General features: G+C 25.7%; 14 protein-coding genes and 1 pseudogene. 6 read left to right on the top strand and 9 right to left on the bottom strand.

Annotated features, from left to right (window positions below):
• The first annotated feature begins 63 nt into the window (after window positions 1-63).
• Window positions 64-693, top strand: coding sequence for a hypothetical protein (locus RATSFB_RS00590; RefSeq protein WP_014094128.1), 630 nt, complete (start codon window positions 64-66; stop codon window positions 691-693).
• A gap of 18 nt (window positions 694-711) precedes the next feature.
• Here the strand turns inward: RATSFB_RS00590 and RATSFB_RS00585 are convergent.
• Both RATSFB_RS00585 and RATSFB_RS00580 read right to left on the bottom strand, forming a co-directional pair.
• Window positions 712-1,029: pseudogene (locus RATSFB_RS00585) on the bottom strand (ArsC/Spx/MgsR family protein); the annotation flags it as partial.
• A 69-nt stretch (window positions 1,030-1,098) separates the two neighbouring features.
• Entirely contained in the window at window positions 1,099-1,851 is a 753-nt protein-coding gene (locus RATSFB_RS00580; protein ID WP_044035456.1) for a DUF3298 and DUF4163 domain-containing protein, read from the bottom strand.
• 254 nt (window positions 1,852-2,105) lie between these two features.
• On the opposite strand from RATSFB_RS00580, the gene RATSFB_RS00575 reads away from it, so the two are divergent.
• The 3 genes from RATSFB_RS00575 to ispF are packed head-to-tail and all read left to right on the top strand — an operon-like array spanning window position 2,106 to window position 4,319.
• Window positions 2,106-3,041 carry a hypothetical protein gene (locus RATSFB_RS00575; protein ID WP_014094125.1) on the top strand — a complete coding sequence of 312 codons (936 nt, stop codon included), beginning with the start codon at window positions 2,106-2,108 and terminating at the stop codon, window positions 3,039-3,041.
• A 48-nt stretch (window positions 3,042-3,089) separates the two neighbouring features.
• Window positions 3,090-3,821 carry a pseudouridine synthase gene (locus RATSFB_RS00570; RefSeq protein WP_014094124.1) on the top strand — a complete coding sequence of 244 codons (732 nt, stop codon included), beginning with the start codon at window positions 3,090-3,092 and terminating at the stop codon, window positions 3,819-3,821.
• Window positions 3,822-3,833: 12 nt separating this feature from the next.
• On the top strand, window positions 3,834-4,319 hold the full coding sequence (gene ispF / locus RATSFB_RS00565) for a 2-C-methyl-D-erythritol 2,4-cyclodiphosphate synthase (protein ID WP_014094123.1): 486 nt from the start codon (window positions 3,834-3,836) through the stop codon (window positions 4,317-4,319).
• A gap of 9 nt (window positions 4,320-4,328) precedes the next feature.
• Here the strand turns inward: ispF and RATSFB_RS00560 are convergent, their stop codons facing one another.
• The 4 genes from RATSFB_RS00560 to RATSFB_RS00545 all read right to left on the bottom strand — a co-directional run bounded on the left by RATSFB_RS00560 (window position 4,329) and on the right by RATSFB_RS00545 (window position 9,331).
• Entirely contained in the window at window positions 4,329-5,612 is a 1,284-nt protein-coding gene (locus tag RATSFB_RS00560; RefSeq protein WP_014094122.1) for a M18 family aminopeptidase, read from the bottom strand.
• A gap of 23 nt (window positions 5,613-5,635) precedes the next feature.
• Window positions 5,636-6,775, bottom strand: a complete 1,140-nt coding sequence (locus RATSFB_RS00555; protein WP_014094121.1) for a hypothetical protein — start codon at window positions 6,773-6,775, stop codon at window positions 5,636-5,638.
• A 67-nt stretch (window positions 6,776-6,842) separates the two neighbouring features.
• Complete coding sequence (gene lysA / locus RATSFB_RS00550; protein WP_014094120.1) at window positions 6,843-8,123, bottom strand: diaminopimelate decarboxylase; 1,281 nt, start codon at window positions 8,121-8,123, stop codon at window positions 6,843-6,845.
• A gap of 14 nt (window positions 8,124-8,137) precedes the next feature.
• Complete coding sequence (locus tag RATSFB_RS00545) at window positions 8,138-9,331, bottom strand: aspartate kinase (RefSeq protein ID WP_014094119.1); 1,194 nt, start codon at window positions 9,329-9,331, stop codon at window positions 8,138-8,140.
• A 147-nt stretch (window positions 9,332-9,478) separates the two neighbouring features.
• Between RATSFB_RS00545 and RATSFB_RS00540 the strand changes: the two genes are divergently transcribed.
• Entirely contained in the window at window positions 9,479-10,651 is a 1,173-nt protein-coding gene (locus RATSFB_RS00540) for a cation diffusion facilitator family transporter (protein ID WP_014094118.1), read from the top strand.
• Window positions 10,652-10,724: 73 nt separating this feature from the next.
• Window positions 10,725-11,708 carry a hypothetical protein gene (locus RATSFB_RS00535; protein WP_014094117.1) on the top strand — a complete coding sequence of 328 codons (984 nt, stop codon included), beginning with the start codon at window positions 10,725-10,727 and terminating at the stop codon, window positions 11,706-11,708.
• On the opposite strand, the gene RATSFB_RS00530 is transcribed toward RATSFB_RS00535, so the two are convergent.
• From RATSFB_RS00530 to RATSFB_RS00520, 3 genes are all read right to left on the bottom strand, one after another.
• Window positions 11,705-13,783 (bottom strand): HelD family protein, encoded by a 2,079-nt coding sequence (locus RATSFB_RS00530; RefSeq protein ID WP_044035451.1) that lies wholly within the window; start codon window positions 13,781-13,783, stop codon window positions 11,705-11,707. The genes RATSFB_RS00535 and RATSFB_RS00530 overlap by 4 nt on opposite strands.
• Window positions 13,784-13,868: 85 nt before the next feature.
• Window positions 13,869-14,582 carry a signal peptidase I gene (gene lepB, locus RATSFB_RS00525; RefSeq protein ID WP_014094115.1) on the bottom strand — a complete coding sequence of 238 codons (714 nt, stop codon included), beginning with the start codon at window positions 14,580-14,582 and terminating at the stop codon, window positions 13,869-13,871.
• A gap of 69 nt (window positions 14,583-14,651) precedes the next feature.
• Entirely contained in the window at window positions 14,652-16,115 is a 1,464-nt protein-coding gene (locus RATSFB_RS00520) for a hypothetical protein (protein WP_014094114.1), read from the bottom strand.
• Window positions 16,116-16,157: the final 42 nt, after the last annotated feature.

Here is a 16,157-nt window from a genome sequence, read left to right as displayed (position 1 = left end):
AGAATAATTATTGATTTTATAGAAAAACTAAATTAAAACATAATTATAAAGGAGTACATATTAATGAAGAAGCTCATTTTATCTGCTATGATCGTTATGTATACTTTGTGTAATGTAAATCCAGTATACTCTTTAACTAACAAAAAGAAAATTAAAAATTCTTGTGAGGTTTCAATAATTGAAGAACCTCCTCAAGTTATGGATCAACCACAAAATGTTGAGGAATCTGAATCCTCTGATGATCCACTTATAACACTTGAAAACATTAAAAAAATATATCTAAAAATAATTGAGAATTTAAGTTTTAGAAATACCCTTTGGGAACAATCTTCAAATTTTGTAAAAATATTAAATAAAGATGAAGTGGCAACACTCTGGGCAAACGGAATAAAAGAGAAGAATGGAACTTTATTATTTATAATTTCAAATGATAATTTAAAAAATCAGCTTAAGAATTTATTCAAAGATAATCCATCATGGTTCATTGAACAAAATCAAAATATAATACAATCTTTTACAATATCTAAACCAAAAAAAATATCTAAAACTCTTTATAACTATGAAATTACATATAAATCATTACATACGGATGGATATACTCAACTCCTAAAGCAAACCTTATCAATAGAAAATACAGGAGAATGTTTCAAAATATCTGAATTCTCAGATATTACTCCCAAAAAACAAAAATAAAGCTATGAAATCATAGCTTTATTTTTTTAATATATTACTCTCCCATTCCTGCTCTTTGAAACCGAATAATATAAAGTCTTCACCAATATATATAGGTCTTTTAATAAGCATTCCCTCTTCTGATAACATATTTGCACGCTCTTCCAGTGACAAATCATTTATCTTATCTTTAAGTTTGTTTTCCTTAAATATCTTACCATTGACATTAAAAAACTTATTTATATCAACGTTATACTTCGATACCCAACCTAAAATTTCATCTTTAGTTGGAGTATTTGAAATAAGAGATCTAAAATCAACTTCTATATTATTTTTAACAAGCCAATCCTTGGCCTTTCTTACACTTGTTCACTTAGAATAATCTAAAAATAATGCTTTCATTTGTTCACCTCTAATATTTACTTACTAATTCGAAGGATTTATTTTTATATCACCCTCAAATAAACTATAAGGTATTTTAAATTCAGGTATACCTGAAGAATATGGTGCTAATTCATACAATTGATAAAATATCACAATATTATCTTTGGTTAAATAATATTGAACATTATCCCCAATACCTTTAAATTCATTTGGAAAATAATCATCTGGATTATTATTTATAATATTTTTAATAAACGAATCAACCTTATCTTTATATGTCTTCTTACCTTCTTCATTAAAAAGATCTCCAAATTTCAAAACATTTCCAGTCCTTAGATCAAAATTAAAATCTCTTCTATAAGTCATAGGATGGGCTCCACCAGTAAATTGTATTAAATTAAGTCTTACAGATAAAATACAATCTACAATTTCATATTCAAAATCAGACATCCCAATAAATTTTGAAGATAAAGAATTCTCCACTAATTCCTTAGGCACAGATGAAATAAATTCTTTATATATATCTTCTATATACTGTTTAAACTCCAAAATTTGATCCTTTAAGGATGTATTTATCTTATCTTTCACAGACTTATCTGCATACTCAATTTCTGGATACTTTAAATCAAAATTAATCCCATTTAAATCCTCTTTGATCTCCAAAGTTTTTACGTTTATATTATCACTATTAAATTTTATAGCTTGAACAATATCCTGTGAAAAACTCAATATCAAAAATAACAATACACTTCCTATGATTAAAAGCACATTTCTTTTTAAACTCTTACTTTCCAAACCATTTCTCCTCCTTTTGAAAAATTTCCAAAACTTAAATAGCTATTTATAATAACCCCAAAAATTAAATGCTTTATATCTATTTTTGACTAATATTAATTATAATAAACAAAATCTTTAATATTTATTTATCTTTTTAATCATTATTAAATGGTATAAAAAACTATTTTATATAGAAAAATAATCCTTAATAATGGAATTATATTAAAATTTTTAAACATCTGGTAGATTTGTTTACCATAGAGGATAGTTTTATGAATGATATTATTAATTTGAATAAATACAACCCAAAATATAACATTTTAAAAGATCTCTATGCATTCTTAAGTCAAAGTATATATCTAAAAAATATAGATTTTAATAACTTAAATAATATATCATCCTTAGAAAAATGTAAATGCTTAATACTATCTAAAAATATATCAATATATTTAAAGAATAACAAAATATATAAAATAAATAACTCCATATTATTTAAGATAATAAAAGAAAATACATCAAACAAACACAATCTTTATATATACAAAAAAAATATAGAACTTATAAAGCTCTATGTAATTCTTTTTACTGATAAAAGTTGCTCACACCTATCATTTTATTTATTCAATAATTCAAAGCTTTCAATGGTAGATGAAAACAGAGAATGTTTAAGCATTATCATTGAAAAAAATCAAAAACATTCTGTAATCTTAGATGAACATTTAAATATTTTTGTCAAAAGGAAAATTAAACATAAAAAGGGAGAACTATTTATTTACAAAAACAAAAATAGATTCTCATTAAGTTTTAAATATAAAATCTATTTAATCGTATTTTCATTAATAATTACATATTTCATGATATTTAATATCCCAAATAACTATATCATCATGGAAATGAATTTAACAATGCATATGAAAATGAATTATAACGGTTATATACTCTCTTATATGCCCAAAACAAAATCAGCACAAAAAATGATCAAACAAAATAAACAAATAATTAAAAAAATAAATCACTCTATTCCATCATTTATAAATTACGGTATAGAGAACAAAATATTAAAACCAGGAGAAGAAGTAAAAATATATATAATAGGTCCTCCTCTACACTCAAAATACTTTATTAAGTTAAAAGAATCACTAAAAGATATACCATTAAACATTATTATAAATAACTCTGGAAATTTAATAAAAATAAATAGTACTTAATAATATTCTATGATAAAATAGGCTTAGTGTTTTTTAAGGAGTTTAGATGTGGATAAAATTTTAAATCAAGAAAAACTAAGAATTAATAAATTTTTATCTAAGTATGGATATTGTTCAAGAAGAGTCGCTGATGAACTCATTAAACAAAATAAAGTTTTTATAAATAACCACCCTGCAACACTTGGATCAATTGTTAACTCATATGATAAGATATACATAAAAGAAAATTCGAAGCTAAAAGAAATTGAAAGCCAAGTTGATTTTGTATATATTGCTTTTAATAAGCCTCTTGGTATAACTTCAACAACTTATAGGAAAGATAAGTCAAATATAATAGACTTTATAAATTATCCAAAAAGAATTTTCCCAATAGGAAGGCTTGATAAAAACTCTCATGGGTTAATACTTCTTACAAACAATGGGGATATTGTAAACAAAATTTTGAGATCAGAAAACAATCATGAAAAAGAATATCTAGTCCGTGTAAATAAAGAAATTACCGAAGATTTCCTATCAAAAATGAGATCCGGCATAAAAATATTAAACCAAATAACTAAACCTTGTAAAATATGGAAATTAAATGAATTTACATTTAGGATAATATTAACTCAAGGGCTTAATAGACAAATCAGACGTATGTGCGAATCACTTGATTATAAAGTTTCATATTTAAAGAGAACTAGAATTTTAAATATTAAACTAGGGGATTTAAAGATTGGAAAATACAGACATTTAACAAATGATGAACTAAATAAACTATTTGAATTGATAGGAATTTAAGGGGGAATAGCTTTGAGAATAGGTATTGGATATGATGTACATAAATTAGATTATGATTGTGACCTTATTTTAGGGGGGGTTAATATACCTCACGAAAAAGGTCTTGTAGCTCATTCCGATGGAGATTGTTTAATTCACGCTATAATAGACTCAATACTTGGTGCATGTGGACTTTACGATATAGGAACATATTTTCCAGATACAAATGATGAATTTAAAAATATAAGCTCTCTTGAATTACTTAGAAAAACACGAGAACTTATGAAAAATGAAAAATATGAAATATCAAATATAGATAGCATAATAATTTGTCAAAGACCAAAAATAAGTCCTTACATATACAAAATGAGAAAAACTTTATCTGAAGTACTTGAAATAGAAATTTCAAAAATCTCAATAAAAGCAACAACTGAAGAAAGATTAGGTTTCACGGGGAAAGAAAAAGGTATTGCGTGTCAAGCTGTATGTCTTTTAAATAAAATAAAAGAGGGGCAATAAGCCCCTCTTTTATTTAAAATATTCCATAAACAATTCGCAGATATAATAATGATCACTAACCCCAGAAGTTTCTCTACAAGAATGCATAGCAAACATGGGATTTCCTATATCAACACCTTTTATAGATAAATACTTTGTAACTATTGGACCAAGCGTTGATCCTCCTTGTATATCCGACCTATTATAATATACCTGATAAGGTATTTTAATTTTATTGCATAGAGATTTTATATAAGATGAGCTCTCTCCCGTTGTAACATAACTCCTGTTTGAGTTACTCTTTATAACTATTCCTTTATTTATAACACACTTATTATTTTCATCAAACTTTTCATTATAACTCGAATTATATGCATGAGCCATGTCTGCAGAAATCACAAAACTATTGTTAAGTGATATGAGTTTATCCTCATTCGATATATCCATAGATTCATATAACCTGTTTAATATATTTAATAACGTATTCGAGTACGCCCCTTCGATCATGGAACTTCCTATTTCCTCTCCATCAAACATACAAATAAACTTATTTGTGGAATCCCCAGAATTTATAAATGCATATAAACTAGCCTCACTCATAGCTAAATCATCTATTTTCTTGCTCTGTATAAATTCCTTATTAAAACCAATTATGCTTGCTTTTTGAGTATCGTATAAATATAGATCAAAATCTAAAATATCATCTTTACATACTCCTAAATATGAAGATATCATACCTCTTAAAGATGCACCATCACACGAATAATTAGTAAGAACTATAGGAAGCATATGAGTTTGCTTATTTAATGAAAACCCTGAGTTTATATCTCTATTTAAATGAATTGGACAATTAGGTATAAATGCTATATCATCCTTAAAATCGATCATAACTTCCTTAAATTTATGATCTTCGCTCTTTATAAAAACTCTACCCGCAATAGATAATCCTCTATCAAGCCAAGTATTTAATATAGCACCACCATACACTTCCACATTTAAATATAAAATACCCTCTCTATTTAAAATGTCACTTCCCGTCTTTATCTTAAGAGAAGGGGAATCTAAATGAGATAATATAAACTTAATTCCATCTTTTATTCTCTCTTTATTTAATAAAAAAGCAAATACAGCCGAATTATTAAACCTAATAAATCCTTTTTCTTTCCATTTCCAATTATCCCCATATAAAACTTCCTCAAAACCAGCTTCCAATAACCTATTGCATATATTTTGAGTAGCATGATAAACGCTAACACCACTTATATCTAGAAAGTTACATAAATCAATTGATCTCTCCATAATTTTATTTTTCATAATTTCTCTTCCTCTTCAAACGACTATAAATTATTACAAACCGTAATATCTAAAAATTTATTATTCATATCTTTTCTTAGAATTTTTAAAAATTCTCTACATCCATTATAATTTAAATTACATGGTGAAGAAAAATAACTATCATCAAATTCTCTATCAAAATAATCTAATATACATAACTTATCATTTAAACTTTTATTTAAAATCATATAAAATTCTTTTTGGAGAGTTTTATTTATATACGTTCTATACAATCTATGTACTGGAGGTACTATAAAAAATACATCTATGCCACGATCCTTAAGTATCTTTATGGTTTGAGTTATTATGTTCTTATTCATCTTAAATGCTATAATACTAGCTTCTTTATGATTTATAGTTTCTATTTGAGTTTCGTACTTAATCTTTTCATCTTCAAAAAAAGATATATCAAAATTATCACCAAATACAATATCATCTAAATTAAATTTTTTAAATACCTTGATCATATTATTTTTAAAATTTTTATAACAAAAAGCTGAAAAAGTATTTCTCGTACTCACACTATTATGTACAGAAAATATATCCTCAAATATTTTAATAAAATCGTATTTATCATCCTTTAAGTCTATATTTTCATAAATCATAGAATAATTCGTAAAAATCCCTATCTTAGTATAGTTATGTATTTTGTTACTTTTTATAAGAGAGTATAAAAGATGATAATCATAATGCACATCTGAAAAAATATTAGACATATTCATACAATTATTAAATTGATCATAAATAAACCTATCTTTTATATAATTTCTCCCCATAAATACAATATCAAAATTTAAACTCTCTACTCTTTTAAAATATGAAAGCTTATCTTTAATCTCACTACTTATTAAATCATAAAAAAAGAATGATACATCTAATATGCATCCTGGATTAATATTCATCTCCCTTATCTTATCATAAATTACGCTATATCTCCTGCTATTTACCAAAATATAATCAAACTCAAGCTCTGATAAAATATTAGGTAAATCATTTAAATTATAAATTTTAATACCATTTATACACTCATCAAAATAACTCGTATCACTCTTTAAATAACCAACAACACATACATCATCTCTTAAAAACTTCTCTATATTTACTATCTCGCTAGCCTCATCAAATATAATAAGTTTAATCATTTTTTCTCCTTAAAAAATAATTTTAAAACCTTATTCTATTATTTGAAAATATAGTAAAATTATTCATTTAAATATCTAATCTTATTAAATCAGAAAGACTTTCTCTCCTACTCCTGAGAGTCACTTCATTATTATAAAAAAATACAACTGGCGCTCTCGTTATTTTATTATAATTACTACTCATAGAGTGACAATAAGCCCCTGTTGAAAAAATAGCTAGAATATCTCCTTTCTCAGGAATTTGTATAAGAGTATCATTTATTAAAACATCTCCAGATTCACAGCATTTCCCACTTATTCTCGCTCTATAATCTCTACTCCCGGAAGCTTTATTTGCAATTATACATTCATAATTTGCATTATAAAGTGCATTTCTTATGTTATCTGTCATTCCACCATCCACAGATACATAATTTCTAACTCCTTCGATTTCCTTTACAATTCCAACCTTATATATAGTCGTTCCTGCATTTCCTGTTATACTTCTACCTGGTTCTATGTAAACTCTCGGAATAATTAAATTAAATTTATTAGAATTATAATAAACCCTATTTAAAATAATTTTCACAATATCCTCAATTCCAATTGGAGAATCTTCTTTTGTATAATAAATTCCAAATCCTCCACCTAAATTTACCTCTCTAAATTCAAATCCATATACTTTCATTTCATTCATCAAACCAAATATTTCATCTACTTCATCTATATATGCATCTTTTGAAAATATCTGTGATCCTATATGACAGTGAAATCCAACTATTTCTAAATTTTCACACCCGTTATACTTGTTTAGTATTTCTAATATTTTATCTACATCTTTGTATATACCGAATTTTGAATCTATGCAAGCTGTCTTTATATAATCATGCGTATGTGCATCTATCCCTGGATTTATCCTTAAAAATACTTTGCTTTTCTTATTTAACTTTTTTGAAACTTTGTAAATTTCTAAAATTTCATCTTCTGAATCACAAACAAATCTTCCAACTCCAAATTCAACTCCCATTTTAATTTCATCATAACTTTTATTATTCCCATGAAAAATAATGTTTTTCATATCAAATCCACAATTAAATGCTATATAGAGTTCACCATCAGAAACAACATCAAGCCCTACGTTCTCATCTTTTAATATATTTACCATATGAGTATTTAAAAAAGTTTTTCCAGCATAAACAACCCTATTGCCTTCTCCAATAGATTTTTTAAACCTATTTATATTATCTCTTATTAAGTTCTCATCCATTATGTAGCAAGGAGTACCAAACTTATTTGATATATCAGAAATCTTTATATCCCCTATATAAAGATCATTCCCTATTATATTTAGAGAACCATGCAACTTCACTTATTATCCCAACCTTATAAATTAAATTCTTTTGCTACAAAACTAATAGCCCTAAGTTTATCTTTCTTATTTATTGCACATGTTATTCTAATCTCAGATGTAGTTATCATTTTTATTTCTATATCATTTTCACTAAATATCTTAAATAATCTAGCTGCAACTCCAGATGTTGATCTCATTCCAATACCTACAACAGAAAATTTACAAATTCCTTCATCTATTGTTATATCATTCACATATTTACTCAAAACCTCTCTGCACTCAAATAAATCTTCACTTGGAATTGTAAAAGATAAATTCACCTTGGAATTAATAGGGGTTGTTTGACTTATCATATCCACATTTATATTTTTGAGTCCAACTTCATTAAAAATAGATGAAATCAAATTAATATCATTGTTCATATTCTTTATACTCAATGCTATGTCTTCATCACTTGTTGCAATTCCTGTTACGGGTTTAATCTCCATATCCATATTTTTAACCTCCATTATATAAGTTCCATTCATATCACCCAAACTTCTTCCAACATAAACCTTAATTTTATACTTCTGTGCAAGCTCAACGCTTCTCGAATGCATAACCTTAGCCCCAAGACTAGATAATTCCAAAATTTCTTCATAATCTATCACTGGAATTTTTTTTGCATCTTTATAATCTCTAGGATCAACGCTATATATTCCATCAACATCCGTGTAAATTTCACAATCACATTTCAATTTTGCTGCAAGTGCTACTGCAGTCGTATCTGACCCCCCACGTCCAAGAGTCGTTACATCCCCTTTATCATTTACACCTTGAAACCCAGCTATAATAACTATCTTGTCTTGATTTAAATGCTCAACTATCTTTTCATGATTAATATCTTCAATCAATGATTTACCATGTGACCCAGAAGTTTTCAACTGTATCTGGAATGAATTTAAGCTTATAGCATCATATCCAAATGAATTTATGGCCATACTTAAAAGAGAACTAGAAACTATCTCCCCAGTTGACAAAAGCGAATCCAACTCTCTTTTATTTGGATTTTCACAAATCTCTTTAGCCATAGAAAACAAATCATCTGTAGTATCTCCCATAGCAGAAACAACAACAACAACTTTATTTCCACTTTCTACACGTTTTATTATACTTTTCGCTATATTTTTAATTTTCTCAATCGTACTTACGGAACTTCCCCCATACTTTTGTACAACTATAGACACACAATACACTCCTTAAAATAACATCTTCAGAAATATTTTTAATTTAATGTTATATTCTCTTAACAATATTAGTCAATAATTTTTTATTTAAGGAAAATCTATATAGTGTTATACTTTAATATAAATAAAATTTTAGGAAGGTCTAACATGTTAAACTTCTTATTTAAAACATTTATAAAAGATTATCAAAATGTTAAAGATCCAAAAGTTCGTTCTTCTTATGGTCTTTTATGTAGCTTAATAAGCATAGTTTTAAACTTAATTTTATTTTTAATAAAATTATTCATAGGATTAATATTAAAAAGTATTTCAATAACAGCTGATGCATTTAACAATCTTTCTGATTCTGCATCATCTATAATAAATCTTATAGCATTCAAATTTTCTATGAAACCTGCTGATAAAGAGCATCCTCAAGGTCATGGTAGGTATGAATATATATCATCTCTCATAGTTTCATTCCTCGTAATATTCATTGGAATTACTTTTATAAAATCATCTATCGAAAAGATAGTAAGCAAAGAAAATACACATTTTAACATAATTCTATTTATAATTTTAATAATCTCAATTTTTATAAAAATATGGATCGCTTTTATAAATCTTAAGATATCTAAAAAAATAAATTCAAAATCACTTAAGGCAACATCTGTTGATGCATTTTACGATGCTTTAACAACAACAATTTTAAGCATATCTCTTATATTGTCAAACTTTACAAAAATATCCTTAGACGGATATGCCGGAATTATTATATCGATATTTATAATTTATTCTGGAATTTTACTCATAAAAGAAACCGTGAGTTCTCTTCTTGGAGAAGCTCCTAGCGATGAGATTGTTAAAGAACTGAAAAAAAAGATATTAAACTATGAAAATATTTTAGGATTACACGACCTAATCGTCCATAATTATGGTCCGAACAAAACTATCGCATCCATACATGCAGAAGTACCCTCTAATTTAACTCTAGTAGATGTACACTCACTAATAGATACTATAGAGAAAGATATTGAACAAAGTATGATGATACATCTCGTTATACATATAGACCCAATAGATATATATAACAAAAAAACGCTTGAGATATATGATAAAGTTAAATCTATTATTAAGGAAAATGTAATTGAGATAAGCAGAATTATAGATTTTAGGATAATAAATGAAAATGGAAGAGATACTATTTTATTTGAAATTAAATTAAAAAAAGAATTTTACAATAAAATTGACTTTGATATCATAGATAAATGTAAACGGCTTGTACTAAATGAATATAAGGACTTTGATTGCAAAATATTTAAAAATAATACATTTAATTAAGGTGTTTAAAACACCTTATTTTTTTTATTTACTATTATAATATTGTAATTAATTTTATAAGAGGTATCATATCTTGACATTCTATGTAAACAGATCATTCTTGAATAATTTAAGCGACAATTATGAAAATAAAATTTACTTAAAATCAAAAAATAATCACATTAAAAATATATCTCTAAATATAATTTCCCATAAACTCTATAATCTTAAAACACCAAAATTATATTTATACGATAAACTAATAAATAATCACATATGCAAAATTATTCTTCCCGATTTAAATGTATCGATAAGCACTTCAAATTTTATAAGTAAAGATGCTCATTTACTTGAACTAGACTCATTTGTTAATTACAAGGAAAATTACAATATAATAAAAACAAAAGAAGATTTTGAGATTTTATTAATAACTCTAAATGAGTGGATAAATAAAATATATACTATGTTTAAACTAATATCCAAAACCCTCTCAAAATATCTGAATATAAATAAACTTCAAAATTTTAAAGATGAATTATTAAATAATACATTTAAAAATATACAATATGAAAATAACAAAACTAATTTAGAGTTTTTAATTTCATCAAGTGGGATAAATGGTTTTAAATCATTTTCAAGTCAATTACCCTCCCTGGAAAACAAATTATTTATATTAAATGACAACTTCTCTATATTTAAAAATTTATTAATCGATGAGATACTAAACAAATCAAATAATTTAAATCTATGTTATGAGATTTATAAAAACTCTCTAGATAACTCAATAGATCACATAAAAGTCCCAAGTTTAAACTTATGCATAATTTCAAATAACATATTATTTAATGATAAAATACCAGGAATTCAAATACACGATAAAGATTTTCTCGTAGATTTTAAAAACGAAGAACTACTATCTATGAAAAAAGAGCTTAACAATCATCTTAAAATTTTTAATCTAATATGTAAGGAAATTAAAGATAAACACCTCATATTAAATAATCATTTTAAAGATTGTATTGTTAAAGATAAATTTATAAATTTAATAGATAATACAATAAAAAATGTAATACTCTAAGGTATTACATTTTTTATCTTTATATGAATAGCATCATGCATTGCTCTTGTTAGCATTATATATAAAATATTATCCTCAAACCCTGAATCAATAACTATAACAGAATCAAACTCAAGTCCCTTTGAAAAATATACAGTAGTCAAAAATATTCCATTATCACTATAAACATGATCCTCATCTGTAATCGTCTTTATATAAAAATTAGATTTTATCATATCATGTACTTTATTTATCATTCTTTTATCTAAAACAATTATCCCTATATTCTTGGATTTTAAATTATTTATAGCTTCAATCAATATTTTCTTTATATCATCATACTCACATTCAAAATATGTAACATCTTCCCCATCTCTTATTGAATTTACAGAAATTCGATCATTTAAATATTTCAAAGAATAATCGATTATATTTTTAGTCGATCTATAAGAATCAAGCATTTCAAAATCTTTTTTATTTTCAAATATACGAGTGCTATGAGTAAAATTATCCTCAAATTTTATAATGCTTTGATTTAAATCTCCAACTATTAAATAAGATGGTGACTCAGTATACATCTTTATAACTTGATAAAACATATACGAAAAATCTTGACCTTCATCAATTACAACAAGTCTATATTCACGATCTTTCTTAGGTCTATAAATATTAATATCTATATATTTTATAAGTATTAAATCCCCAAAATCTAAATTAACCAAATCCTTTGAAAAATAACTCTCATAAAATTCTCTATATAATTCATAGGGTGATTCTAATTTCAAATAATGCAACGATGATTTTATATCACTACTATCTCTTACCACATCATATATTTCATTTCTCATAAGCATATCATAATAATTTTCCATATCCGAATCGGTATTCATGCTCTTATACTTATCCTTTATTTGACGCACAAATGTGTTTCTAACTTTATTTATCTTATCAAATATTCTCTTTTTTATCAGATTTATTCTTACATCTATAGAACGACTCTTAAAAGATTCGTAAAATAATCTATTTAACTCTTCATAATTTATAATAAGTTCATCTCTAAAATAAATATCTCCTCCGAGATTTATATTCTCCTCAACATATGAGATAAATTTATCTATCTCACACTTCATCTCATAACTTCCCTTAAATTTGAATTCATCTAGATATTCTTTATCATTTAATATCTTTTCCATATGAGAATCATAAGAATTAAAATTTAAATTTCCACCAGTGCTTAAGTAAATAAAATCTTCACTTGTATAACTATGTACTCCTCCATATTCTCCAAGAGATGGAAGAACTGCAGATATATATTCCATAAAAATTTTATTTGGACACAATATTAGAACTCTATCTTCAAAATAATCTCTAAAATTATATAAAAGATAAGCTATTCTATGAAGTGCTACAGAAGTTTTCCCACTTCCTGCTACACCATTTATCACAATTGATTTGTTTCTATCTTCCCTTATTATTTTATCTTGGTTAACCTGAATAGTTTGAACTATATTTTTTAATTTATTTGAGGATTTTAAAGATAGCATCTCTTTTAAAAATTCATCCTTAATATCTATATCCGAATCAAACATCGAAATTATTTTACCATCTCTAATCAAAAATTGTATTCTCTCATTTAAAGAAACACAAATCTCCTCTCCAGATGGTATCTTATAGCTAAGTTCTCCGATCCTCCCTTGATAAAATAAAGAAGCCATAGGTGCTCTCCAATCAATTATTAAAGGGAGTTCTAATCCAATATCAAATCCATAAGATCCTATATAAAATTTTTCCTCTTCCCCATCCTCACTTATAACAATCTTCCCAAAGTAAGGAGTTTTTTTTAGATAGAGTATCTCCTTGATCTTTTTTTCAACAAGCATAAATATCTGTTCATTCTTATAATTTTCATGATCGAAGTAATCTATTATTTTATCATCATCATCTCTATATTCCTCTATAAATTTCTTCCTATAATCAACAATAGAATCTGATATATTTTTTCTATTTTCTACATACTCACTTAACTTATCATTTAAATAACCAAGTACATTATCTAAATATTTCTTCTCAATTTCATAATCTAATTTTACATCCATACCCCTAAAATCCACCTCTTTAAAAAATAAAATCGTTCTTCTAATTATACCTTCTTAAGGCACAATTTAAAAGAACGACCAAAAATTATCTCAATAACCTAATCCTATTAAATGGATAAACAATAATCCTTGCCTCTCCTCGTATATCCTCAAAACTTATATAAGGATCATTCCAATACCTACTATCTAAAGAATTCGCCCTGTTATCTCCAAGGAAGAAATACTCATTATCAGGAACTTTAAAATTTAAATCAAATATAGCAGTCTCATCTTTTTGAACAACATAATCTTCTTTAAGTACTTCCCCATTTACAATCACTTCCCCAGACGCTTTAACAACTATATCATCTCCAGGAAGCCCTATAACCCTCTTTATGAGCAACTCCTTGAATTCTTCTGAATAAAATACAAGTACATCTCCACGTGATATCGAATCCTTGTTATACATCTTAGTTACAAACAATTGATCCTTAACCATTAAAGTCGGATACATAGACTCTGAAGGTATATAAACTTTAAATATCAAAAATTTGTTTATTAAAAAAGATATCAACAAAGCGGCAACTATTGTTATAAACCACTCTAAAATAGTCGATAAAAGCCTACCTCTATGCCTTCTATTTTTAGCCCTCTTAGGTAGAGGTTGTTTTTCATAACTAGTATTATCCTCTTTTTCATCCTCTAAAAGGTAGGCATATTCATCAACCAATTCATCTTCATCATCTTCATTTTCATCTTCATCTTTATAAAATTCATTTTTATCAAAAATATTTTCTTTATCATCTTTATATTTTCCCATAAACTGGTCCTCTCATTTTTAGCATTAAAACTATTATAGTAAATATTTATACAAATTTAAACCCAATTTTTAATTTACTATTTGTTTTGTGTTCTCATTATTAGCTAAATCCTTTTTTATAGCATCTATATCTAACTCATTTGTATCAATACCCTTAGCTTCATCGCCTTTTTCTTCATAAATCTCCTCAAGCAAATTTTGAAGTGAAAATTTATCATCTTTAGAATTTAAAACCTTCTTCTGTGATCTATCTTTTGATCTTGCATTCCTTTTCTTGCTTAAACTATTAAATTCAACTTTAATTGCAGAGTTTATTTTATTTAAATCCATATTAATAGCATTTAAGATTGCTTGTGAATCTAAATTATTTTCCTTAAAGTTCTTAAACTGATCTATTCTTTCATCTAATGTTTCAAAGAATAACCTCTCCTGCATCTCCTTCTTATCTTGCTTCTTCTTCTGCTTATTTTTGATTACTTCTCTTATGCTTACCTTTTTACTCATAGTTTCATTTAAATTGAGCTCAGGAATCATTCCCTCTTCAATTGTATTTTCATTATTTACATAATGATTTTCAATTTCCTCAACCTCAAACAATGTATCAAATGGATTAAATGAATCTCCTTCAGGATCTTCATTAACAACAACCTTAGGAGCTTCGATTTTTTCATCTGAGAACGGAGATTTTAAAATTTCTTCATCGCTTTTCATAATCATCAGATAATCTTCAAAATCCATAATGCTCTTAAATTTATCAAGCTCACTAACTTCTTTTTTCTCACTTTTAACTTCTACAACTCCATCAGAAATTTTCTCATGAGAATTTTGGTTTTCAAACTCCTCAAAGGAATAAAAATTATAATCATCCAAAGGTGAATTTTGAACTTTAACATCTGAAATTTCATTCTCAGCATTACTAAATTTAGAATTTATTTTCTTAAGTAGCTCCTCATCACTTAAATCATTACTTATCAATTTTTCATCTTCTTTATGATCATCTGAAATCTTCTCTTCATTAAAACTAAAATTATTTAATTCATTTACCTTACTTTCAATTTCCTGAATATCTAATTTTTTAGAATTATCCTCATCTTTGACATTAACTTTTTTTACTTTATTTAATAATAATTTCTTTAAATTATCTCTATTAAAATTAACCTTTTCCTTAGTATCTTTAGGGGAAGCATGCTTACTTGTATCCGTATCTTTTTCATTTTTATTTAAATTTTCATTTAAATTATCTTTAAAATTTTTCAAATCAGAAATATTAAGCATTTTTATAGAAGCCGTATAATCTAAAAAATCATACTTTATATTATCTGAACAATTTTTAACTTCAAAACCCTCTTTATTATCATAAATTTTCTGACCTGTCCTCTTATCTATCATAACACCGGTTTTTTTATTTCCAATAATTCCGCTATTATTATCCTTTATAAAATATGTATCACTCTCATTTAAAAAATCTAATAATTTATCAGTACTGTAATCTTCTACGTTTATATTCACATCATCACAATTTTTTCTATCCATATCCCATACTTCTACCTTTCAAAATTATTAACTTATCTAAAC

This window comes from Candidatus Arthromitus sp. SFB-rat-Yit (assembly GCF_000283555.1).
Classification (GTDB): Bacteria; Bacillota; Clostridia; order Clostridiales; family Clostridiaceae; genus Dwaynesavagella.
This window is presented reverse-complemented; position numbering and strand designations above follow the sequence as displayed.

Excerpts from the sequence above, each read along its gene's own strand:
- RATSFB_RS00590 (WP_014094128.1), top strand. The coding sequence starts at position 64 with ATGAAGAAGCTCATTTTATCTGCTATGATCGTTATGTATACTTTGTGT.
- RATSFB_RS00575 (WP_014094125.1), top strand. The coding sequence starts at position 2,106 with ATGAATGATATTATTAATTTGAATAAATACAACCCAAAATATAACATT.
- RATSFB_RS00560 (WP_014094122.1), bottom strand. The coding sequence starts at position 5,612 with ATGAAAAATAAAATTATGGAGAGATCAATTGATTTATGTAACTTTCTA.
- RATSFB_RS00555 (WP_014094121.1), bottom strand. The coding sequence starts at position 6,775 with ATGATTAAACTTATTATATTTGATGAGGCTAGCGAGATAGTAAATATA.
- RATSFB_RS00540 (WP_014094118.1), top strand. The coding sequence starts at position 9,479 with ATGTTAAACTTCTTATTTAAAACATTTATAAAAGATTATCAAAATGTT.
- RATSFB_RS00530 (WP_044035451.1), bottom strand. The coding sequence starts at position 13,783 with ATGGATGTAAAATTAGATTATGAAATTGAGAAGAAATATTTAGATAAT.
- lepB (WP_014094115.1), bottom strand. The coding sequence starts at position 14,582 with ATGGGAAAATATAAAGATGATAAAGAAAATATTTTTGATAAAAATGAA.
- RATSFB_RS00520 (WP_014094114.1), bottom strand. The coding sequence starts at position 16,115 with ATGGATAGAAAAAATTGTGATGATGTGAATATAAACGTAGAAGATTAC.